19 protein-coding genes are annotated in these 19,400 nt (G+C 76.0%); 11 read left to right on the forward strand and 8 right to left on the reverse strand.

The window, feature by feature from the left end; all coding sequences use genetic code 11:
• Nucleotides 1-27: 27 nt before the first annotated feature.
• The 5 genes from BM158_RS00265 (at nt 28) to BM158_RS00285 (ending at nt 4,300) form a co-directional block, all read left to right on the forward strand.
• Nucleotides 28-1,032 (forward strand): LacI family DNA-binding transcriptional regulator, encoded by a 1,005-nt coding sequence (locus tag BM158_RS00265; protein ID WP_091553210.1) that lies wholly within the window; start codon nt 28-30, stop codon nt 1,030-1,032.
• A 39-nt stretch (nt 1,033-1,071) separates the two neighbouring features.
• Nucleotides 1,072-1,950: a carbohydrate kinase family protein gene (locus tag BM158_RS00270; protein ID WP_091553213.1), complete on the forward strand. Its 879-nt coding sequence runs from the start codon at nt 1,072-1,074 to the stop codon at nt 1,948-1,950.
• On the forward strand, nt 1,947-2,867 hold the full coding sequence (locus BM158_RS00275) for a pseudouridine-5'-phosphate glycosidase (protein ID WP_091553216.1): 921 nt from the start codon (nt 1,947-1,949) through the stop codon (nt 2,865-2,867). The genes BM158_RS00270 and BM158_RS00275 overlap by 4 nt, the downstream gene beginning before the upstream one ends.
• A 21-nt stretch (nt 2,868-2,888) precedes the next feature.
• The gene (locus tag BM158_RS00280) at nt 2,889-3,386 is read left to right on the forward strand and encodes a phosphoribosyltransferase (protein ID WP_091553220.1); all 498 of its coding nucleotides are present in this window, start codon (nt 2,889-2,891) and stop codon (nt 3,384-3,386) included.
• 164 nt (nt 3,387-3,550) lie between these two features.
• The gene (locus BM158_RS00285; RefSeq protein WP_165628790.1) at nt 3,551-4,300 is read left to right on the forward strand and encodes a GAF and ANTAR domain-containing protein; all 750 of its coding nucleotides are present in this window, start codon (nt 3,551-3,553) and stop codon (nt 4,298-4,300) included.
• A 1-nt stretch (nt 4,301) separates the two neighbouring features.
• Here BM158_RS00285 and BM158_RS00290 read toward each other — a convergent pair whose 3' ends face one another.
• The 3 genes from BM158_RS00290 to BM158_RS00300 form a co-directional block, all read right to left on the reverse strand.
• Nucleotides 4,302-5,393 (reverse strand): class I SAM-dependent methyltransferase, encoded by a 1,092-nt coding sequence (locus tag BM158_RS00290; RefSeq protein ID WP_229827554.1) that lies wholly within the window; start codon nt 5,391-5,393, stop codon nt 4,302-4,304.
• 133 nt (nt 5,394-5,526) lie between these two features.
• Nucleotides 5,527-6,186, reverse strand: coding sequence for a peptide-methionine (S)-S-oxide reductase MsrA (gene msrA / locus BM158_RS00295; RefSeq protein WP_091553232.1), 660 nt, complete (start codon nt 6,184-6,186; stop codon nt 5,527-5,529).
• Between the two features lie 32 nt (nt 6,187-6,218).
• Nucleotides 6,219-7,991, reverse strand: coding sequence for a putative bifunctional diguanylate cyclase/phosphodiesterase (locus BM158_RS00300; RefSeq protein ID WP_165628791.1), 1,773 nt, complete (start codon nt 7,989-7,991; stop codon nt 6,219-6,221).
• A gap of 105 nt (nt 7,992-8,096) precedes the next feature.
• Between BM158_RS00300 and BM158_RS00305 the strand changes: the two genes are divergently transcribed.
• The 4 genes from BM158_RS00305 to BM158_RS00320 are packed head-to-tail and all read left to right on the forward strand — an operon-like array spanning nt 8,097 to nt 12,234.
• Complete coding sequence (locus BM158_RS00305; protein WP_091556047.1) at nt 8,097-8,786, forward strand: alpha/beta hydrolase; 690 nt, start codon at nt 8,097-8,099, stop codon at nt 8,784-8,786.
• A gap of 57 nt (nt 8,787-8,843) precedes the next feature.
• Nucleotides 8,844-10,145 (forward strand): NAD(P)/FAD-dependent oxidoreductase, encoded by a 1,302-nt coding sequence (locus BM158_RS00310; RefSeq protein WP_229827553.1) that lies wholly within the window; start codon nt 8,844-8,846, stop codon nt 10,143-10,145.
• Nucleotides 10,142-10,954, forward strand: a complete 813-nt coding sequence (locus tag BM158_RS00315) for a DUF1365 domain-containing protein (RefSeq protein ID WP_207506034.1) — start codon at nt 10,142-10,144, stop codon at nt 10,952-10,954. The genes BM158_RS00310 and BM158_RS00315 overlap by 4 nt, the downstream gene beginning before the upstream one ends.
• On the forward strand, nt 10,951-12,234 hold the full coding sequence (locus BM158_RS00320; protein ID WP_091553242.1) for an SAM-dependent methyltransferase: 1,284 nt from the start codon (nt 10,951-10,953) through the stop codon (nt 12,232-12,234). The genes BM158_RS00315 and BM158_RS00320 overlap by 4 nt, the downstream gene beginning before the upstream one ends.
• A 7-nt stretch (nt 12,235-12,241) precedes the next feature.
• Here BM158_RS00320 and BM158_RS00325 read toward each other — a convergent pair whose 3' ends face one another.
• Nucleotides 12,242-12,823, reverse strand: a complete 582-nt coding sequence (locus tag BM158_RS00325) for a hypothetical protein (RefSeq protein ID WP_091553245.1) — start codon at nt 12,821-12,823, stop codon at nt 12,242-12,244.
• A 124-nt stretch (nt 12,824-12,947) separates the two neighbouring features.
• Complete coding sequence (locus BM158_RS00330; RefSeq protein WP_207506036.1) at nt 12,948-13,979, reverse strand: zinc-binding alcohol dehydrogenase family protein; 1,032 nt, start codon at nt 13,977-13,979, stop codon at nt 12,948-12,950.
• Between the two features lie 150 nt (nt 13,980-14,129).
• Here BM158_RS00330 and BM158_RS00335 point away from each other — a divergent pair, with 150 nt between their 5' ends.
• Together BM158_RS00335 and BM158_RS21235 are read left to right on the forward strand one after the other, a co-directional pair.
• Nucleotides 14,130-15,233: a ribosomal eL19 family protein gene (locus tag BM158_RS00335; RefSeq protein WP_131801947.1), complete on the forward strand. Its 1,104-nt coding sequence runs from the start codon at nt 14,130-14,132 to the stop codon at nt 15,231-15,233.
• Between the two features lie 104 nt (nt 15,234-15,337).
• Nucleotides 15,338-16,678, forward strand: coding sequence for a hypothetical protein (locus BM158_RS21235; protein ID WP_109504808.1), 1,341 nt, complete (start codon nt 15,338-15,340; stop codon nt 16,676-16,678).
• Nucleotides 16,679-16,733: 55 nt separating this feature from the next.
• Here the strand turns inward: BM158_RS21235 and BM158_RS22590 are convergent, their stop codons facing one another.
• Genes BM158_RS22590 through BM158_RS00355 form a run of 3 tightly spaced genes read right to left on the reverse strand, consistent with a single transcriptional unit; the run spans nt 16,734 to nt 19,352 of the window.
• Nucleotides 16,734-17,471 carry a GntR family transcriptional regulator gene (locus tag BM158_RS22590; RefSeq protein WP_091553258.1) on the reverse strand — a complete coding sequence of 246 codons (738 nt, stop codon included), beginning with the start codon at nt 17,469-17,471 and terminating at the stop codon, nt 16,734-16,736.
• Nucleotides 17,472-17,475: 4 nt separating this feature from the next.
• On the reverse strand, nt 17,476-18,261 hold the full coding sequence (locus BM158_RS00350; RefSeq protein WP_091553261.1) for a glucosamine-6-phosphate deaminase: 786 nt from the start codon (nt 18,259-18,261) through the stop codon (nt 17,476-17,478).
• A 2-nt stretch (nt 18,262-18,263) separates the two neighbouring features.
• Entirely contained in the window at nt 18,264-19,352 is a 1,089-nt protein-coding gene (locus tag BM158_RS00355) for an N-acetylglucosamine-6-phosphate deacetylase (protein ID WP_207506043.1), read from the reverse strand.
• Nucleotides 19,353-19,400 lie beyond the last annotated feature (48 nt).

The following is a 19,400-nucleotide window of genomic DNA, read 5'->3' on the forward strand; positions in this document are numbered from 1 at the left end:
CCAGCACCGGAGGAGGGCAGTCCAGCGATGACCAGACCGCCCCGCCGGGCCCGGGCGGTCGACGTCGCCGCCCGCGCCGGCGTCTCGGTCGCCACGGTGTCCTTCGTCGTCAACGGCAAGGCCGAGGGCCGGGTCTCCCCCGCCACCCGGTTGCGGGTGCTGGACGCCATCGCCGCGCTCGGCTACGTCACCGACGCCTCCGCCCGCGCCCTGGCCACCGGCCGGCGCCGCCAGGTCGCGCTGCTGGCCCACGACATGACCAACCCGTTCACCGCCCAGGTCGCGGCGGGCGCGGCCGCCGGCATCGCCGAGGCCACCGAGGGCACCGGCCACCTGCTGCTCCTGCTCGCCTCCGACGACGCCGAGCCCGACACCGAGCCGGTCGGCGCGGCCACCGTCGACGGCGTGCTCATCAACTACCCCGGCACCCTGCCCGCCGGCCGCCCCGACCTCCCGGTCGTGCACCTGGACGACCCCGCCGCGGGCGGCCACCAGGTCTCGATGGACGTCACCGTCGGCGCCCGCGAGCTCGCCGCCCACCTGGCCGACCTCGGCCACCGGCACGTGGTGTTCCTGGACAGCAACCGGCCCTGGTCGACCTTCGCCGAGCGCCGGACGGCGTTCACCGGGGAGTTCACCCGCCGGGTGCCCGGCGCCGTGGTCACCGGCGACCGCTCCGGCATCGACCTGGCCGGCGCGGTCGGCCGGGCCGCGGCCGCACTGGAGGGCTGGCTGGGGTCCGGGGCCACCGCCGTCGTCACCGCGACCGACGTGCAGGCCCTCGGCGTGCTGTCCGCGCTGGCCACCGCCGGGGTCCCCGTGCCGGGCCGGTTGTCGGTGGCCGCCTTCGACGACATCCCCTTCGCCGCGGTCTCGGCACCCCCGCTCACCACCGTCGCGCTCCCGGCCCGCGAGCTCGGCCACCGCGGCGCCGTCCTGCTGTCCCGGGTGATCGACGGGACGGCGGTGGACCCGGCGCCGCTGGTGCTGCCGGCCCACCTCGTCGTGCGGGGCAGCACCGGACCCCCGTGATACCGTCGGGTTAAGCGCTTAACGCCGGAGGAGGGTCCCGTGCTGGTCTGCATCGGCGACGTCGTCGAGGACGTCGTCGTCTGGACCGAGGGCCCCCTGCAGCACGGCACCGACAACCCCGGCCGGGTGGTGCGCACCCGGGGCGGCAGCGCCGCCAACGTCGCGGTCTTCGCCGCCGCCACCGGGGCCGCCAGCCGCTTCGTCGGCCGGGTCGGCGACGACGCCCTCGGCGTCGCGCTCACCGCCGAGCTCGAGGCCGCCGGTGTCGAGGTGGCGGTCCAGCGGGCCGGGCGCACCGGCAGCATCGTGGTGCTGGTCGACCCGGCCGGCGAGCGCACGATGGTCCCCGACCGGGGCGCCGCCGCCGAGCTGGCCGACCCGCCGCCGTCCTGGGTCGACGGCGCGGCCGTGGTGCACGCCCCCGCCTACGCGCTGGCCACCCCGGGCCCCGCCGCCGCGGTGGCCACCCTGTTCACCGCCGCCCGCGCCGCCGGTGCGCTGACCAGCGTCGACGTCTCCTCCGTCGACCTGGTCACCCGGCTGGGCGCGGACACCCTGCGGGCCGCCATCGAGCGGCTGGACCCCGACGTGCTCATCGCCAACGGCGAGGAGTCCCTGGCCCTGGGCCCGGTCCCGGGGGCACGCACCACCGTGGTCAAGGCCGGCGCCGCCCCGACCACCGTCACCACGCCCGACGGCGCCGCCACCCGGGTGCCCGTCGACCCGGTCGCCGCCGTCCGCGACACCACCGGCGCCGGCGACGCGTTCGCCGCCGGGTTCCTCACCGCCCTCGCCGCCACCTCGACCACCGGCGCCGGCCTCGTGCCCGCCGTCCGGGCCGGCCACGCGCTGGCCGCCCGCGTCCTGCAGCAGCCGGGCGCCGTCCTCGACCCGACCCCCCTGGGAGACACCGCATGACCAGCACCGCCGACCGCATCGGTCTCGTCGTCGCCGACGAGGTCGCCACCGCCCTGGCCGAGGGCACGCCCGTCGTCGCCATGGAGTCGACCATCTTCTCCAACCTCGGCCTGCCGGCACCGGGCAACCGCGAGGCCCTCGACCGCTGCGAGGCCGCCGTCCGCAGCGCCGGTGCCGTCCCCGCCGTCACCGCCGTGCTCGACGGCCGGCCGCGGGTCGGCCTGGCCCCCGAGGACGTCGACCGGGTGCTCACCGGCAGCTCCAAGGTCGCCGAGCGGGACGTCCCCGTGGCGATCGCGCAGCGCTGGGCCGAGGGCATGACCACCGTGTCGGCCTCGGTCGCGCTGGCCCACGCCGCCGGCATCGAGGTCTTCGCCACCGGCGGCATCGGCGGCGTGCACCGCGGCGTGGAGGTCTCCGGCGACGTCTCCGCCGACCTCGACGCGCTGGCCAGCCACCCCGTCGTCACCGTCTGCGCCGGCGCCAAGGCCTTCCTGGACCTGCCCCGCACGCTCGAGCACCTCGAGGCCATCGGCGTCCCCGTGCTCGGCTGGCAGCACGACTTCTTCCCGGCCTTCTACTCCCGCTCGGTCGGCCTGCCCGTGCCGCACCGGGTCGAGGACGCCGCCACCGTCGCGGGCGTGCTGCGCAACCGGCTGCGCGAGGACAACGGCGTGCTGCTGACCGTGCCGATCCCCGAGGCCGCCGAGATCCCGGCCGACGAGATCGAGGCGAAGATGCTGCGCGCGCTGGCCGCCGCCGACGACGCCGGGGTGCGCGGCCCGAAGGTGACCCCCTTCGTGCTCGCCCGCATCGAGGCCGAGACCGACGGCGAGTCGATCCCCGCGAACCTCGCGCTGGCCGAGAACAACGCCGCGGTGGCGGCCCAGGTCGCTGCGGCCCTGCTCGAGCGCTGAGCGGGGTGCCAGGATGACGGCGTGACGGCACCGGAACGCGAGACGCTGACCTACGAGCTCTTCGGGACGGCGGGCCGCGCGCTGGCCCAGCAGGTCGCCGACGACGGCTACGAGCCCGACCTCATCCTGGCCATCGCCCGCGGCGGCCTCTTCCTCGGCGGGGCGCTGGGCTACGCGCTGGACGTGAAGAACCTCTTCGTGATGAACGTGGAGTTCTACACCGGCGTCGACGAGCGCCTCGAGCTGCCGGTGATGCTGCCGCCCAACCTGGACCGGGTGGACCTCACCGGGGCGAACGTGCTGATCGCCGACGACGTCGCCGACACCGGCAAGACGCTGGAGCTGGTGCGCGACTTCTGCGCCGGCTACGTCGCCGAGGTGCGCTCCGCGGTGGTCTACGAGAAGCCCCGCTCGGTCGTGAAGTGCGACTACGTCTGGAAGCGCACCGACGCCTGGATCGACTTCCCCTGGTCGGTGCAGCCCCCGGTGGTCAACCGCCGCGGGGGCCTCGCGCACTGACACCGGGCCACCTGTTAGCGGAACCCGCGCAGTCATTATTCTGGTCGGGTTCGGTGCTCCACCCAGTCGGCCGGTCGACGTCGAGGACGAGGCGCGCGACCCCGCGGCACCGCACTCGAGGCCGTACCCGGACGTCCGGGCACGGCCGGAGGGCGAGGTACCGGTTGTCCCCATCGCAGGCTGCCGACCCCCGGCGCGACCCCGCCGGCGGTGTGGCGGACCAGCTGCTCGGTCTGCTGCTGCGCGAGCACACCCCCGACGACGTGCACCAGCTGCTGACCCGTGCCGTGCTGGCCGCGGTGCCGGCCGCCGACGCCGTGTCGCTGACCACCGCCACGCCGGCGGGCGCGACCAGCTCCGCCTGGACCGGGCTGCTGGCGCACGAGCTCGACGAGGCCCAGCGGGTCGCCGGGACCGGCCCGGTCGTCACCGCCGCGCGCACGGCGCAGACCCAGCTGCTGCCCGACGTCCGCACCGACGAGCGCTGGCCGCAGTTCCGCGCCGCCGCCGTCCGCCAGGGCGCGCTGGGCTGCGCGGCGCTGCCGGTCCCGGTCCCGGTCGAGGGGCTCGGCGTCGCGCTGGCCCTGTACTCCTGCGACGCCGGCGCCCTCGGCGAGCAGACCGTGGCCGCGCTGACCACCGAGCTGCCCGCCGTCGGCGTCGTGCTGGCCAACGTGCACGAGTACGCCCGGGCCCGCGACGAGGTGGACCAGCTGCGCGAGGCGGTGGCGCACCGGGCGGTGATCGAGCAGGCCAAGGGCATGCTCGCCGCCCGCACCGGCGTCACCCCCGAGGAGGCGTTCAGCCAGCTGCGGGTGCTGTCCTCGCACACCAACACCAAGGTGCGCACGCTGGCCCAGCAGGTCGTCGCCCGCACCCTGCCCGACGAGCTGTTCGCCTCGCTGCAGCCGTGACTCAGAGCCGGGTGGAGGCCGTGACGGTGAACCGGGGGTCGCGGGAGAGCTGACGGGTCGGGCCCACCAGCCGGCGCAGCGCCGCCCGGTGCGGCAGGTGCGAGTTGTAGACGGTGAGCAGCTGACCGCCCGGGCGCAGCACCCGGCCCGCCGCGGCGAACAGCGGGTCGGCGATGCCGGCGTGCACCGTCGTCCCCTGGTGGAAGGGCGGGTTGCACACCACCAGGTCGACGCTGCCCGGCTCGACCCCGGCCAGGGCGTCGTCCCGGGTGACCCGGACCCGGTCGGCGACGCCGTTGGCGGCCGCGGTGGCCGCCGCCGACGCGACCGCCGCGGCGGAGGCGTCCGAGGCCAGCACGTCGAAGCCGGCCCGGGCCAGCGCGACGGCCAGGACGCCGGTGCCGCAGCCCAGGTCGACCGCGCTGCCGCCGCCCGCGGCCGGCAGCTGGGACAGCAGGGCGCGGGTGCCGAGGTCGACCTTGGTGCCGGCGAACGCGGCTCCGTGGGCCACGACGGTGACCCCGAGGTCGGGGTGCTCGGCCGAGCGGGGGAAGGACGGCTCACCCGGGCGCGGGCCGGTGGCCACCAGCAGCCGCGACTTCTGCCGGGCCAGCGTGGCGTGCACGTCGGTGAAGGAGTCGCCCAGGACGTCGTTCATCGCGTGCACCATGTGCTTGACCCGCCCGCCGACGTAGACGGTGACGGAGGGGTCCGCCCCCGCCGCGACGACCTCGGCGACCTCGCGCAGCGCGTCCAGCGCCTTGGGTGCCTGGACCAGCACCACCCGGGCGCCGGTGGCGTCCAGCTGCGGGAGCACGGTGAACCCGGTGGTGCCGGTGCGCTCGGCGTTGGCGGCCAGGGCCAGCTCGGCCACCCGCAGGTCGGTGTGCGCCCGCACCCCGGTCGCGCCGTGCAGCGCGATCGCCCCGAGGGTCAGCGCGCCGTGGGTGTCGCCGACGGTGAGCACGCCGTCGGGGTGGACGGCGATCGCCGCCGCGGCCTCGTCCAGCAGCAGCCGGTCGGTGGCGTCGACGGCGACCAGGTCGGGCGCCTCGACGTCGGGGGCACGGCGGAGCTGGTCGAGGAAGGCCACCCGGTCCACTCTGCCTGACCGGCCCGCGGCGGCGTCCTCCTGCACCGGAGTCCGTCCTCCTGCGCCAGATCTGGTGCAGGAGGACGGACGTGGATCAACCTCCCTGATCAACGCTGGACCAGGGGGTGGCCGCTCAGACGCCGGTGAGGCCGACCGGGCAGCTCACGCCGGTGCCGTTGACCGGGCAGTAGCCGTTCGGGACCTTGTACAGGTACTGCTGGTGGTAGTCCTCGGCGTAGTAGAACTCGCCCAGCGGCAGGATCTCGGTGGTGATCTCGCCGTAGCCCGCGGCGTGCAGCCGGGCCTGGTACGCCTCGCGCGAAGCCTCGGCGGCGACCTTCTGCTCGTCGGTGGCGTAGTAGACCGCCGAGCGGTACTGGGTGCCGACGTCGTTGCCCTGGCGCATGCCCTGGGTGGGGTCGTGCTCCTCCCAGAACTCCTTGAGCAGCACGTCGTAGGAGATCTGCGCGGGGTCGAAGACCACCAGCACGACCTCGGTGTGCCCGGTGCGCGCCGAGCAGACCTCCTCGTAGGTGGGGTTCGGGGTGTGCCCGCCGGCGTAGCCGACCGCGGTGGAGTAGACGCCCGGCAGCTGCCAGAACACCTTCTCCACGCCCCAGAAGCAGCCGGCGCCGAAGACGGCGGTCTGCAGGCCCTCGGGGAAGGGCGGCTTGATCCGGTTGCCGTTGACCGCGTGCACCTCGGGGACGTGCGGCAGCTCGGCGGAGCGGCCCGGGAGGGCGTCCTCGGCGGACACCGGCTGGGTCTTGGCGGCGCGGGAGAAGAACGACATGCCCCCGAATGTAAGACCGGCCCGCAACCTGCTCAGTCCAGCTGCAGGGCCCGGGGCGCGGGGTCCAGCGGGGCGGGCCGGCCGAACAGGTAGCCCTGGGCGAAGGTGCAGCCCAGCTCGGCGAGCGCGGCCTGCTGCACCGGGGTCTCCACGCCCTCGGCGACGACGTCCAGCGCGAGGCTGCGGGCCAGCTCGAGGATGGAGGCGACCAGGGTGGTGGCCGACCCGCCACGGGCCAGGTCGGTGACGAAGCTGCGGTCGATCTTGACGATGTCGACCGGCAGCCGGCGCAGGTAGGACAGGCTGGAGTAGCCGGTGCCGAAGTCGTCGATGGCGATCCGGACGCCGAGGTCGCGCACCGCCTGCAGCCGGGCGCAGACGGCGTCCAGGTCGTCGGCGAGCACGCTCTCGGTCACCTCGAGGACCAGCGACTGCGCGGGCAGCCCGCTCTCGGCCAGCGCGGCCGCGACGCCGTCGACGAAGCCCTCGTCGGCCAGCTGCACCGCCGAGACGTTGACCGCGACCCGGCTGGGCCCGGGCTGCCCGGCCAGCCCCGCGGCGGCGTCGGCCACGGCCCGGCGCAGCACCCAGGCCCCGAGCGGGCCGATGGCGCCGGTGCGCTCGGCGATCGGCACGAACTGCAGCGGCGGGACCGGCCCCCGGGTGGGGTGCCGCCAGCGCAGCAGCGCCTCGTGGCCGTGCACCCGGCCCTCGGGCAGGGTCACGACGGGCTGGTAGTGCAGGGAGAACTGGTCGCCGGCAGCGAGCGCGGCGGTGAGGTCCTCGGCGAGCTCGACCCGGTCCAGCACGGCCTCGGCCATGCCGGGGGCGAAGGTGACGATGCGGTCGCGGCCGGTGGCCTTGGCCTGGTACATCGCGACGTCGGCGTTGCGCAGCAGCTCCTCGGCGTCCCGGCGGACGGCGGTGGCCGTGGTGGCCACCCCGATGCTGGCGGTCACCGTCACCGGCCGGCCGGTGAGCTGCACGGGCACCCGCATGGCGGTCTGCAGCCGGCGGGCGACGTCGGCGGCGTGCACGGCCGGCCCGGGGACCAGGACGGCGAACTCGTCGCCGCCCAGGCGCACCACCAGGTCGCCGCTGCGCACCCCGGCGCCCAGCCGTCCGGCGACCTCGGCCAGCAGCTGGTCGCCGAACTGGTGGCCGCGGCTGTCGTTGACGCCCTTGAAGCCGTCCAGGTCGCAGAACAGCACGCTCACCGGGCCGTCCTGGCGCAGCATCCGGTCGGTGGCCTCGGCCAGCAGCCGCCGGTTGCCCAGCCCGGTCAGCGGGTCGGTGCGGGCGGTGTCCTCGGCCAGCTGCCAGGTGCGGTGGTGCACCAGGCAGACCAGCAGGGTGGCCACCACGGGCAGCAGGTCGTAGGGGTCGAGCCGGTCGGGGCGGAAGACGACGACCGCGAAGTCGACGACGGCGACCACCACCGCGGTGGGCACGATGACCCAGTCCTGGTAGAGCGCGCAGACCGCGATGGCCAGCAGCATCCAGGTGAAGGCCTCGCCCTCGCCGGTGACCGGCACCAGCAGGGCCGCGCCGGTGGTCAGGGACAGCGTGGTCAGCACGGTGCGCACCCGGGTGGGCCAGGTCTCGCGGGTGGCGAGCACGGCCGGCAGCCCGGTGGCCAGCAGCGCCAGCGCCGCCGCGCCGCGCCCGTGGTCCAGGGCGCCGGTCAGCAGGGCCAGGCACCCGGCCTGCACGAGCGCGGCGCGGGTCGTCCAGCGGTGCCGCGCCGCCCACTCCGGGGCGGCCAGCGACGAACCGGTGCGCCGGCCGGCGAGCCACGAGGTCATGGGCTGCATCTCGGCACGCCACCGGGTGCGGTGCAGAGCACAACGGCTCCGGTCACCCCTTGGGGTGCGGTCGAACCGCAGACGGCCGACGATCGAACGGTGCAGGTGACCGATCCCCAGCTCGAGCGTCAGCCCGTCGACGGCGAGACCCGCGGCGTGGCGCTGTTCTGCCACGGCGGCACCGCGGCCAGCCTGGCCCCGCCCAAGGACCGCGCCCTCTCCCTGGTGCGGATGCGCGCCTTCGAGCGGTTCGTCCGCGACGGCCTGGGCGGGCGCGGCATCGAGACCGCGCTGGTGCGCTACCGGGTCGCGGGCTGGAACGGCGAGGCCGCCGACGCCTACAAGGACGTGCAGTGGGCGATCGAGCAGCTGCGCGCCGAGCACGGCCGCGACGTCCCGGTCGTGCTGGTCGGGCACTCGATGGGCGGGCGGGCCGCGCTCAAGGCCGGCGGCGACCCGCAGGTCACCGCCGTCTGTGCGCTCGCGCCCTGGACGCCCCCGGGCGAGCCGGTGATGCAGCTGCGCGGGCAGACCGTGGCGATCCTGCACGGCCGCGGCGACCGGTGGGTGCCGGCGAGGCTCTCGGCCGACTTCGCCGTGCGGGCGCGGCGGGCCGGTGCGCGGGTCGCCCGGTTCACCCTGCCGGGCGGGCACTCGATGCTGCGCCGGGCGCACACCTGGCACACCTTCGCCCGCGACGTCGTGCTCGCCGGCACCGGCCTCGAACCGATGCGCGCCGATGTCGCGAACGCTCTCCAGCAGCCGAGCCCGGAGGGCCTCGCCGTCCCGCTGTAGACCTTCTCAGCGGTACCGGCGGGCGTTCCGCCTGCCGAGGAGAAGAAGATGTCCGCCGTGCACAACCGACCGACCGCCGCCGTCGTGGGTTCCGGGGTCTCCGGCCTCACCGCTGCCTACCTGCTGCAGCGCACCCACGACGTCACCCTCTTCGAGACCGACGGCCGCCTCGGCGGGCACGCGCACACCCACGACGTGCAGACCCCCGACGACCGGGTGATCCCGATCGACACCGGGTTCATCGTCCACAACGAGCGGACCTACCCGAACCTGCTGCGGTTGTTCCGCGAGCTCGGCGTGGCCACCCAGCCCACCGAGATGAGCATGTCCATCGTCTGCGAGGGCTGCGGGCTGGAGTACGCCGGCGCCCGCGGGCTGCCCGGCGTCCTCGCCCAGCGCAAGCAGGTGGCCAACCCCGCCTACCTGCGGATGCTCGTCGAGGTGAAGAAGTTCCACCGCCAGGCCCAGCGCCTGGTGGACCTCGCCGGCGCCGACCACGAGCGCGGCACCGGCGGCACCGGGGACCTCGACGGCCTGACCCTCGGGGCCTTCCTCACCCTCGGCGGGTACTCCGACTACTTCGTCCGGCACTTCATGGTCCCGGTGGTCTCCTGCGTGTGGAGCTCCGGCACCGGCACGTCGCTGCAGTACCCCGCGCTGTACCTGTTCCGGTTCCTCGCCCACCACGGGATGCTCTCGGTCAGCGGCTCGCCGCAGTGGCGCACGGTCACCGGCGGCTCCCGCGCCTACGTGGAGAAGGCCGCCAAGGGGCTCACCAGCGTGCAGACCGGTGCCGGCATCACCGCGCTCACCCGCCACGTGGACGGCGTCGAGCTGGTGGACGCCGACGGCGAGCGGCACACCGCGGACGTCGCCGTGGTGGCCACCCACCCCGACCAGGCGCTCGCCCTGCTGGCCGACCCCACCGCCGACGAGCGCGAGGTGCTCGGTGCCTTCAGCTACTCGCGCAACGAGACCCTGCTGCACACCGACGCCTCGATCATGCCCACGGCGACCCGGGCCCGGGCGTCGTGGAACTACCGGATGCCCGGCTGCGCGGTGGACACGACCTCGGTGCAGGTCACGTACTGGATGAACAAGCTGCACGCCGTCGACGAGCCGGTCGACTACCTGGTGTCGCTCAACGCCACCGAGCGGGTCGACCCCTCGACCGTGCTGCGCCGGATGGTCTACGACCACCCGGAGTACACGCCCACCTCGGTCGCCGCCCAGCGCCGGCTGCCCTCGCTCAACACCGGCCGGACGGCGTTCGCGGGCGCCTACCACGGCTGGGGGTTCCACGAGGACGGCTGCGCGTCGGGCGTGCGCGCCGCGGAGTCCCTGGGCAGCGGCTGGTGACCGCCGTCCGCCCCGGGCTCGTGGACTGGGCGCCGACCACGCTGCCCGCGCTCTACGACGTCCAGGTCGGGCACCGCCGCACGCACCCGCTGGAGAACGCCTTCGAGTACGGCGGCTACCTGTGGCTGGTCGACCTCGACGACCTGCCCCGGCTGCCGCGCGGGCTGCGCTGGGCGGCCCGGTTCACCGCCGCCGACCACCTGGGCGACCCCGCCGCCCCGATCAAGGACAACGTGGTGCGCTTCGCCGCCCTGCACGGGGTGGACGACGTCGCCCGGGTGGTGATGATGGCCAACGCGCGCAGCGGGCCGCACGTGTTCAACCCCCTGTCCACGCACTGGTGCTACCGGTCCGACGGCTCGCTGGCCTGCATCGTCGCCGAGGTGCACAACACCTACGGGGAGCGGCACGCCTACCTGCTGCACCCCGACGACGCCGGCCGCGCCGAGGCGGAGAAGGACTTCTACGTCTCGCCCTTCAACACCGTCGACGGTCGCTACCTCATGCGGTTCAGCGGCCCCGGCGACCAGCTGCACGTGACCATGGCGCTGCAGGTCGGCGGCCGCACGCCGTTCGTGGCCACCCTGCGGGGGCGGGCACGGGCCGCGGGCACCGGCACCGTCGTCCGTACGATCCTCCGCTGGCCGCTCATGAGCCTGTGGGTGGCCGCGCTCATCCGGTGGCAGGGCATCCGGTTGTGGGCGCGCCGGTTGCCGGTCGTCCCCCGGCCGCCGCACGATCCGGTCCCGGGGGTCAGCACGAACGCCCCCCGGCAGCACTCCCAGCACGCGAACGAGGACAGGTCATGACGACGGTGCACCACAACCCGGGCCGCCACGAGGACGCCCGCTTCCCCGTGCCCCGTCCCGACGAGGCGCACTGGCCGGGGCTGGCGACCGCGCCCCGCTCGCCGCTGCGCGCGGCGGTCGCCGAGCGGCTGTTCCGCCACGCGGTGTCCACGCTGCCGGTGCGGGTGGAGTCCCCCGACGGCACCGTGCTCGGCGCCGGCGACCGGGATGCCCCCGTCATGCGCCTGGTGCACCCCTCGAACGTCTTCCACCGCCTGGGCGCCGACGCCAAGATCGGCTTCGGCGAGGCCTACATGACCGGCGACTGGACGACGGGGCCGGGCACCGACCTGGCCGACCTGCTGACCCCGTTCGCCGCCCGGATGTCCTCGCTGGTGCACCCGGCGTTCCAGCGGCTGCGGCACCTGGTCGAGCGCACCCAGCCGATCGGCGAGGAGAACACCAAGGAGAACAGCCGGCACAACATCAGCCGGCACTACGACCTGTCCAACCAGCTCTTCGAGGCCTTCCTCGACGAGACGATGAGCTACTCGTCGGCCTGGTTCGAGCCCGGGGACTCCTTCGAGGACGCCCAGCGCCGCAAGATCGACGGCGTGCTGGACCTGGCCCGGGTGGGGCAGGGCATGCACGTGCTGGAGATCGGGTCGGGCTGGGGCGGGCTGGCCATCCGGGCCGCGCAGCGCGGCGCCCGGGTGACCACGCTGACGCTGTCGTCGGAGCAGCAGTCGCTGGCCCGTTCCCGGGCCGCCGACGCCGGGGTGGACCACCTGGTCGACGTCCAGCTGTGCGACTACCGGGACGCCCGCGGCCGGTACGACGCCGTCGTCTCGGTGGAGATGATCGAGGCGGTCGGCGAGAAGTTCTGGGCCACCTACTTCACCGCGCTGGACACCCTGCTCGCGCCCGGGGGGCGGGTCGGGCTGCAGTCGATCACCATGCCGCACGACCGGATGATGGCCACCCGCCGCAGCTACACCTGGATCCACAAGTACGTGTTCCCGGGCGGGATCATCCCCTCGATCCGCTCCATCGAGGACAACCTGGCCGCGCACACCAGCCTGTCGGTGGTGGAGCGGCGCGACCTGGGCCCGCACTACGCGCACACGCTGCACCTGTGGCGCGACCGCTTCCTGGACGCCTGGCCGACCCTGGACGGCGCCTTCGACGGCACCTTCCGCCGGATGTGGGAGTTCTACCTCGCCTACTGCGAGGCCGGTTTCCGCTCGGGCTACCTCGGCGTCAGCCAGCTCGGCCTCGCGCGCAACCCCTTCCCCGCCTGACCGGTGCTCAGGCGGCCTTGGGGCCGTGGACGACCATCTCGTAGTAGGTCTGCACGTCGGGGGCGCGCATCGTGCTGTCGCAGGCGGCGCCGATCGCGCGCTCGACGCCCCGGGAGAGGTGCTGCACGGTGTCGTTGTGGGCGCAGATGTCGAAGGCGACGACGCCCCGCGCGGCCACCATGCGGTCGATGATCGGCTGCAGCGTCGCCCGGAACACCCGACCGCGGCGGGCGCGCGGGTCGGTCAGGGTGAACCCGAGGTAGAAGATCGCGCCGCGCTCGGCGTGCTCCGGGTGCCGGGCGGCGAAGTAGGCGGGCTCGATCCACGGCACCGAGGACAGGTCGCCGGTGAACGTGGTGAGCCCGACCGCCGTCCCGGTCTCGTCGAAGGCCACGTACTTGTCGATCCGCTCGTCGGCCATCTCCTCGGCGAACTCGTCGGCGGTCAGCACGTGCCGGGCCGCCGCGAGCACCCGCAGCGGCTCGAACGCGGCCGTGTACAGGGCGTAGAAGCCGTCGACCAGTTCGCCGGGGATCGTCTGCAGCCGCTCGACCCGGACGGGCGTGCGGCTGGCGGGCTCGGTCGGCATCGGTCTCCTCGCGCTGGTGGCCTGGCGTGGCAGCACGTAACCAGGGCGCGGCCCGGGAGGGAAGACCGACCACGATCGGGTGACCCACCCCGGGCCACGACCACCCTCGGTGATGAGACCCGGGTCACCCGCGCGCGAGCACGACCTTGCCGACCACCCCGCCGGACTCCACCTGGCGGTGGGCCGCGCGCAGGTTCTCCTCGGTGATGCCGGTCAGGGTGGTGCGCGCCGTCGTCCGCAGGCTCCCGGCGTCGACCAGCCGCGCGACCTCGACCAGCAGGTCGTGCTGGTAGGCGTCCTCGGGCCGGTGCAGCGGACGGGCGAACATGAACTCCCACAGCCAGCCCTGGCTCTTCGGCTTGAGCGGCACCAGGTCCAGCCCGACCGGGTCGTCGACGGCGACGACGGTGCCGTGCAGCGGGAGCAGCTCGGCGTAGGCCTCCACGTTGCCGTCGGAGTACGCGCTGACCACGTGGTCGACGCCGTCCGGGGCGACGGCGCGGACGGCGGCCACCAGGTCGGCGTGGTCGACCACGTGGTGCGCGCCCATCGCGGTGGCCCACTCCTGCGACTCCGGGCGGGCGGCGGTGGCGACCACGGTGAGGCCGGTCCGGGCGCGGGCGAGCTGGGTGACCATCGAGCCGACCCCGCCGGCGCCGCCGACCACCAGCAGGGTGCCCGTGCTCGCGGCGGTGAGCCCCAGCCGGTCGAACAGCACCTCCCACGCGGTGATCGCGGTCAGCGGGAGGGCGGCGGCCTCGGCGTGGGTCAGCGACGTCGGCTTGGGCCCGGTGACCCGCTCGTCCACCACGTGCAGCCCGGCGTTCGTCCCCGGGCGGGCGATCGACCCGGCGTGCACCACCTCGTCGCCGACGACGAACCGGGTGACCTCGGCACCGGTCGCGACGACGACGCCCGAGGCGTCGAAGCCGAGCACCTTCGGCGCGCCGGCGGGGTCGAAGGAGGCCCGGACCTTGACGTCGACGGGGTTGACCGAGACCGCCCGGACGTCGACCAGCAGGTCGTGCGGGCCGATCGGGGGCAGCTCGAGCTCGACGGTGGCGAAGGAGTCGGGGGCGTCGACGGGGCCCGGGCGCAGGGCGGCGATCGCGGTGGTCGTGCGCGGGGTGTGCATGGGTGGGGCCAACGTCGCCACGGCGGGACGACCTTCCCGCCCTCACGGAACGTGACCGTCCGTCCCCGCGGTCCAGCCCATCGGGGGACGCCGCGGGAGCTGCCCGGAACCGTTCCGGAAGATAACTTGATGTGGTCGCCCGATGACCATGCGTGTTCGGAGGTGAGCTGGATGTCCGCATCCCCTCGCCCTGCGCGCCTGTCCCGGGTCGCCCTCCGCACGCTCGCCGTCGCGGGGATGGGCGCCGGTCTCTGGCTGGCCGGCCAGGCCGCCGCCTCCGCGCAGGAACCGGCCGCCCCGCCGTCGTTGCTCGGCGGCGTCGTGCAGCAGGTGACGGCGCCCGTCGCGCAGGTCGTGGCCCCGGTCGTGCAGGGCGGGGCCGCCGCGGTCCCCCAGGTCGCCACCCCGGTCGTCGTGCAGGTCGCCACCCCGGTCGTCGTGCAGGTCGCCGCCCCGGTCGTCGTGCCGGTCGTCGCGCCGGTGGTGAGCAGCGCGGCGCCGGCGGTCCCCGCCGTGGTCGCGCCCGTCGCCCCGGTGAGCGCGCCGGTCGCCGCCGCCGTGGCCCCCGTCGTCGCCCCCGTCGTCGCCCAGGTCGCGTCCACGGCGGCCCCGGTCGTCGGTGTGGTGACGCACCCCGTCGCGACGGCCACCGCGCCGCTGACCAGCGCACTCGCCCCGGCGACCGGCGCCCTGACCCCCGTGGTCGGCGCGCTGTCCCCGGTCACCGGCACCCTGTCGCCGGTGCTGGAGGCGCTGACCCCGGCCCTGCGGGCACTGGCTCCCCTGACCGGCGCGCTGGCCCCGGCCGTGGACACGCTGTCGCCCGTGACCGGCGTCCTGACCCCGGTCACCGGTGCCCTGGCCCCGGTCACGGACCAGCTCACCCCGGTCGCGGAAGGACCGACCCCGACGACGGACGAGCCGGTCACCGCCGGCGGGCCCGCCTCCCCGGCCGCCGGTGCGGTGTCCCCCGCCACCGACGCCTCCACCCGGCCCGTCCCCGTCCCCGGCGCGGCCACCGGTGCCGCCACAGCGGTCGCCGACGACGTCCAGCCGGCCGTGCCGACCGCCCCGCTCCCCGGGCTGCCCTCGACCCCGGCCCCGGTCACCTCCGGCTCCGCCGGCAGCACCGGTGGCCCGACCACCCCCGACCAGGCGGCCGACCTGTCCGCCGCCGTCGGGCCCACCTCCTCCGCCGCGGCCGCCGCGGCGGCGCTGGCCGCCCGGGACGCCCTGGCCGGCCCTGCGTCCGACCCCTCCTTCTCGCCCGACTGACGGGACGCCCCGCTCGGCCTCTGCGCGCCGAGCCCGGCACTCCCCGGCCCGCCCGCTGTGCGGGACCGGTCCCCCTCACCCGGACCTCTCGAAGGAGCTCTGCCATGAACGTGTGGATCAAGCGCGGCCTGCAGACGGCCCTGCTGACCGGTGGCCTGGTGGCCCTCGGCAGCGGGATCGCCTCGGCCGGCGACGGCCTCGACGTCGCCGTCCCGGTGACCGTCAGCGGCAACTCGATCGGCCTGCTCGGCGACGCCAGCAGCACGGGCACCGCCGCCCCCGACGCCACCCTCGGCCTGGACGCCGGGGCGCTGGGCGTCTCCGTGCCGATCACCGTCAGCGGGAACGCGGTCGGCGTCCTGGGCGACAGCACCGCCCAGGCCGGCACCCCGGCCCCGGCGCCCGCACCCGCCACGGACGGCGGCGGCGGGGTCGACGTCGCCCTCCCGGTGACCGTCACCGGCAACGCGGTCGGCGTCCTCGGCGACGCAGCGGCGACCGGCTCGACCGGCTCGACCACCCCGGCCCCCGCCCCCGCCACCGACGGCGGCGTCGACGTGGACGTCCCGGTCACCGCCTGCGGCAACGGGATCGGCGTCCTCGGCGACGCGGCCGGCACCTGCACCACCCCGGCGCCGGCCACCGACGACCAGTCCGGCGGCATCGACGTCGACGTCCCTGTCCTGGTCGGCGGCAACGGCGTCGGTGGCCTCGGCGGCACCGGGACCGGCACCCTTGAGCAGGGCACCGGCATCGGCACCGGCACCGGCACCGGCACGGGCACCGGCGCCGGCAGCGGGTCGGGCATCGACGTGGACGTCCCGGTGACCGCCTGCGGCAACGGGGGCGGCCTGCTCGACGACGCCACCGGCACCTGCACCTCGGCCGGCGGCACGGGCACGGGCACCGGCAACCCCGGCACCCCCGGCACCGGCACCCCGGGCACCGGCGGCGGGCTGGAGGTGGACGTCCCGGTCGCGGTCTGCGGCAACGGCATCGGCCTGCTCGGCGACGCCGCCGGCGACTGCGCCCTCCCCGGCACCGGTACCCCCGGCACCGGCACCCCGGGCACCGGCGGCCCCGGCGGCCCGGGTGTGGACGTCGACGTGCCGGTGACCGTCTGCGGCACCGCGATCGGCCTGCTGGGCTCCGCCGCGGCGGACTGCGGCCCGGCGACCACCCCGCCGGCCACCGAGGAGCCCCCGGTCGTCACCGACCCGGAGCCGCCGGTGGTGGACCACCCGCAGGGCGCGCAGCACCCCGTCACCGGTGACCACCCGGCCGTCGACCGCGTCGCCCCCGTGGTGACCGGCTCGTCCTCCCCGCAGGCCTCCGCGGGCTCGCTGGCCTACACCGGCAGCGACCTGGGCGCCCTCCTGCTGGCGGGGCTGCTGGCCCTGGCGGCCGGGGCGAGCCTGCTGCACACCGCGCGCCGCGCCCGCTGAGGCGCACGGCACCGGCCCGGCCGTCGACGACGGCCGGGCCGGTGCCCTCCGTGGGTCAGCGCTCGCCGAGCTCCACGGTCATCTGCACCTCGTACCGCTCGCCGTGGTAGGTCGAGATGTCGTGCTCCACGGGGCGGCCGCGGCTCCAGGAGATGCGGTCGAACACCAGCACCGGCCGGCCCGGCGCCAGCCCCAGGTGCACCCCGGTCGCCCGGTCGACCTCGGCCGCGCGGACGGTCTGCTCGGCCCGGTCGATCGGGCAGCCGTACTCCTGCGCCAGCAGCGTGTACAGCGACCCGGACAGGTCGCGGTCACCCAGGTCGGGCAGCAGGTCGGCCACGTACCAGCCGTCGTCGATCGACATCGGCTGCCCGTCGGCCAGCCGCACCCGGCGCACGTGCCAGGCCGGCGTCCCGGCCGGCAGGTCCAGCGCCCGGCGGGTGGCCGGCGGCGGCACCGACCGGTCGACCGACAGCACCACGGTGGACGGCGTCAGCCCCAGCCGCCGCATGTCCTCGTGGAAAGAGGCCAGGTGCAGCTTCGACCGCGCCTTGCGCTCGGCCACGAACGTGCCCTTGCCGCGCACCCGCACCAGCACGCCCTCGCTGACCAGCTGGCCGATCGCCTCGCGCACGGTGATCCGGCTGACGCCGTGCTCCACGCACAGCTGGCGCTCCCCCGGCAGCGGCGACCCGGCCGGCAGCCGCGCGGCCAGCTCGGTCAACCGGACCCGCAGCTGCTCGTGCTTGGGCACCAGCCCGTCGACGATCAGCGGCTCGGGCACGGCGCTCATGGTGTCACCAGCCCTGGTCGGCCAGCTTGTGCGCCAGCACGTACCGGTAGTGGGCGGCCCGGGTCAGCCGCGAGCCGGCCGCCTCGTCGACCACCACCGTCACGTGCGGGTGCAGCTGGAGCACCGACCCCGGGCACGAGGCGCTCAGCGGACCCTCCACCGCCTCGGCGACCGCGGCCGCCTTGGCGCCCCCGGTGGCGACCAGCACCAGGTGCCGGGCCTCGCGGATCGTGCCCAGGCCCTGGGTGATCACGTGCCGGGGCACCGCCTCGACGTCGCCGTCGAAGAAGCGGGCGTTGTCGGTGCGGGTCCGCTCGGTGAGGGTCTTCACCCGGGTGCGGCTGACCAGCGAGGACCCGGGCTCGTTGAACCCGAGGTGCCCGTTGGCCCCGATGCCCAGCACCTGGACGGCGACCGGCCCGGCCGCCCGCAGCCGGGCCTCGTAGTCCAGCGCCGCCCGCAGCGGGTCGGCCGCCGAGCCGTCGGGCCCGTGCGCGGCGATGCCGAGCTCGTCGGTGATCTCCCGCCGGATCGTCTGCAGGTAGGACTCCGGGTGGCCGGCCGGCAGGCCCACGTACTCGTCGAGCAGGTAGGCGGTCACCCCCTCCGTCGGGAACGCGCCGGCCCGGTGCCGGGCGAGCAGCTCCCGGTAGGCCAGCAGCGGCGAGGACCCGGTGGCCAGGCCCAGCGCGACCGGACCGCCCTCCTGCGCCGCGGCGACCGACCCGGCCACCGCGTCGGCGACCACGCGCGCGCAGTCCTCGGGGGTGGGCAGCAGCACGACCTCCACGGTCAGACCTCCAGGGGGACGCCGGCGGCGAGGACCGCGACCGGCACGAGTTCGGGATCGGTGACCAGGACGTCGGCCCGGGCGCCGGGCACCAGCCGGCCGACGTCGGTGCGGCCGAGCAGGTCGGCCGGGGTCCGGGTGGCTGCCCGGACGGCGTCGGCCAGCGGGACGCCGGCGGACACGGTGCTGCGGAGGACGTCCACCAGCCGGGCGGTGCCCCCGGCGACGGCGCCGCCGGTGGTGAGGCGGGCGACCCGGTCGCGCACGGTCACCGGGAGGGCGCCGAGCCGGTAGTCGCCGTCGGGCATGCCGGCCGCGGCCATGGCGTCGCTGACCAGCGCCACCTGCGCCGGCCCGACCAGGTCGAACACCATCGCGACGGTCTCCGGGGCCAGGTGCACGCCGTCGGCGACGAGCTCCACGACCAGCTCGCCGCGGCCGGCGGCGGCCAGGCACGCCGCCACCGGGCCCGGGGCGCGGGACAGCATCGGCGGCATCCCGTTGAACAGGTGGGTGGCCGACACCCGGCCGGTCGCCGTGGCCGACCGGAGCGCCTCGGTGGTGCGCGCGGCGGTCGCGTCGGTGTGCCCGAAGCTGGGCAGCACCCCGTGCGCCCGGCAGACCTCGACCAACTCGTCGGCGTGCGCGGTCTCCGGGGCCAGGGTCACCGAGACCACGCCGCCGCCGGCCAGCAGCTCGTCGAGCAGCCGCGGGTCGCCGGGCAGCAGGGCGGCGGGGTCCTGCGCGCCGCACCGGGCCTGCGCGAGGAACGGGCCCTCCAGGTGCACCCCGGCCAGCTCGCCGGCCTGCACCAGCGGCCGGAGCAGGTCCAGCCGCTCGTGCAGGTGCGCGGGCGGCGCGGACACCAGGCTGGCGACGAGCGTCGTCGTCCCGTGGTGGCGGTGGTGCGCGGCGGCGGTGCGGACGGCGGGCAGGTCGTCGTCCGGGAACCCGCCGCCGGCGCCGCCGTGGCAGTGCAGGTCGACCAGGCCGGGCAGCAGCAGGCGGTCGGGCGCGGCCGGCGGCAGGTCGCCGCCGAAGCCGGCCGCCGGCCCGGCGTAGCCGACGCGGTCGCCGACGACGGCGACCACGCCGTCGTCGACGACCGCACCGCCGGTGACCAGCCGGCCGCGCAGGAC

Source organism: Klenkia taihuensis, assembly GCF_900112525.1.
In the GTDB taxonomy this organism is placed as follows: domain Bacteria; phylum Actinomycetota; class Actinomycetes; order Mycobacteriales; family Geodermatophilaceae; genus Klenkia; species Klenkia taihuensis.

Bases quoted from the DNA above. Each gene is read 5' to 3' on its own strand.
- BM158_RS00325 (WP_091553245.1), bottom strand. From the start codon at position 12,823: ATGCCGACCGAGCCCGCCAGCCGCACGCCCGTCCGGGTCGAGCGGCTG.
- BM158_RS00265 (WP_091553210.1), top strand. From the start codon at position 28: ATGACCAGACCGCCCCGCCGGGCCCGGGCGGTCGACGTCGCCGCCCGC.
- BM158_RS00275 (WP_091553216.1), top strand. From the start codon at position 1,947: ATGACCAGCACCGCCGACCGCATCGGTCTCGTCGTCGCCGACGAGGTC.
- BM158_RS00300 (WP_165628791.1), bottom strand. From the start codon at position 7,991: ATGACCTCGTGGCTCGCCGGCCGGCGCACCGGTTCGTCGCTGGCCGCC.
- BM158_RS00335 (WP_131801947.1), top strand. From the start codon at position 14,130: ATGTCCGCATCCCCTCGCCCTGCGCGCCTGTCCCGGGTCGCCCTCCGC.
- msrA (WP_091553232.1), bottom strand. From the start codon at position 6,186: ATGTCGTTCTTCTCCCGCGCCGCCAAGACCCAGCCGGTGTCCGCCGAG.
- BM158_RS22590 (WP_091553258.1), bottom strand. From the start codon at position 17,471: ATGAGCGCCGTGCCCGAGCCGCTGATCGTCGACGGGCTGGTGCCCAAG.
- BM158_RS00320 (WP_091553242.1), top strand. From the start codon at position 10,951: ATGACGACGGTGCACCACAACCCGGGCCGCCACGAGGACGCCCGCTTC.
- BM158_RS21235 (WP_109504808.1), top strand. From the start codon at position 15,338: ATGAACGTGTGGATCAAGCGCGGCCTGCAGACGGCCCTGCTGACCGGT.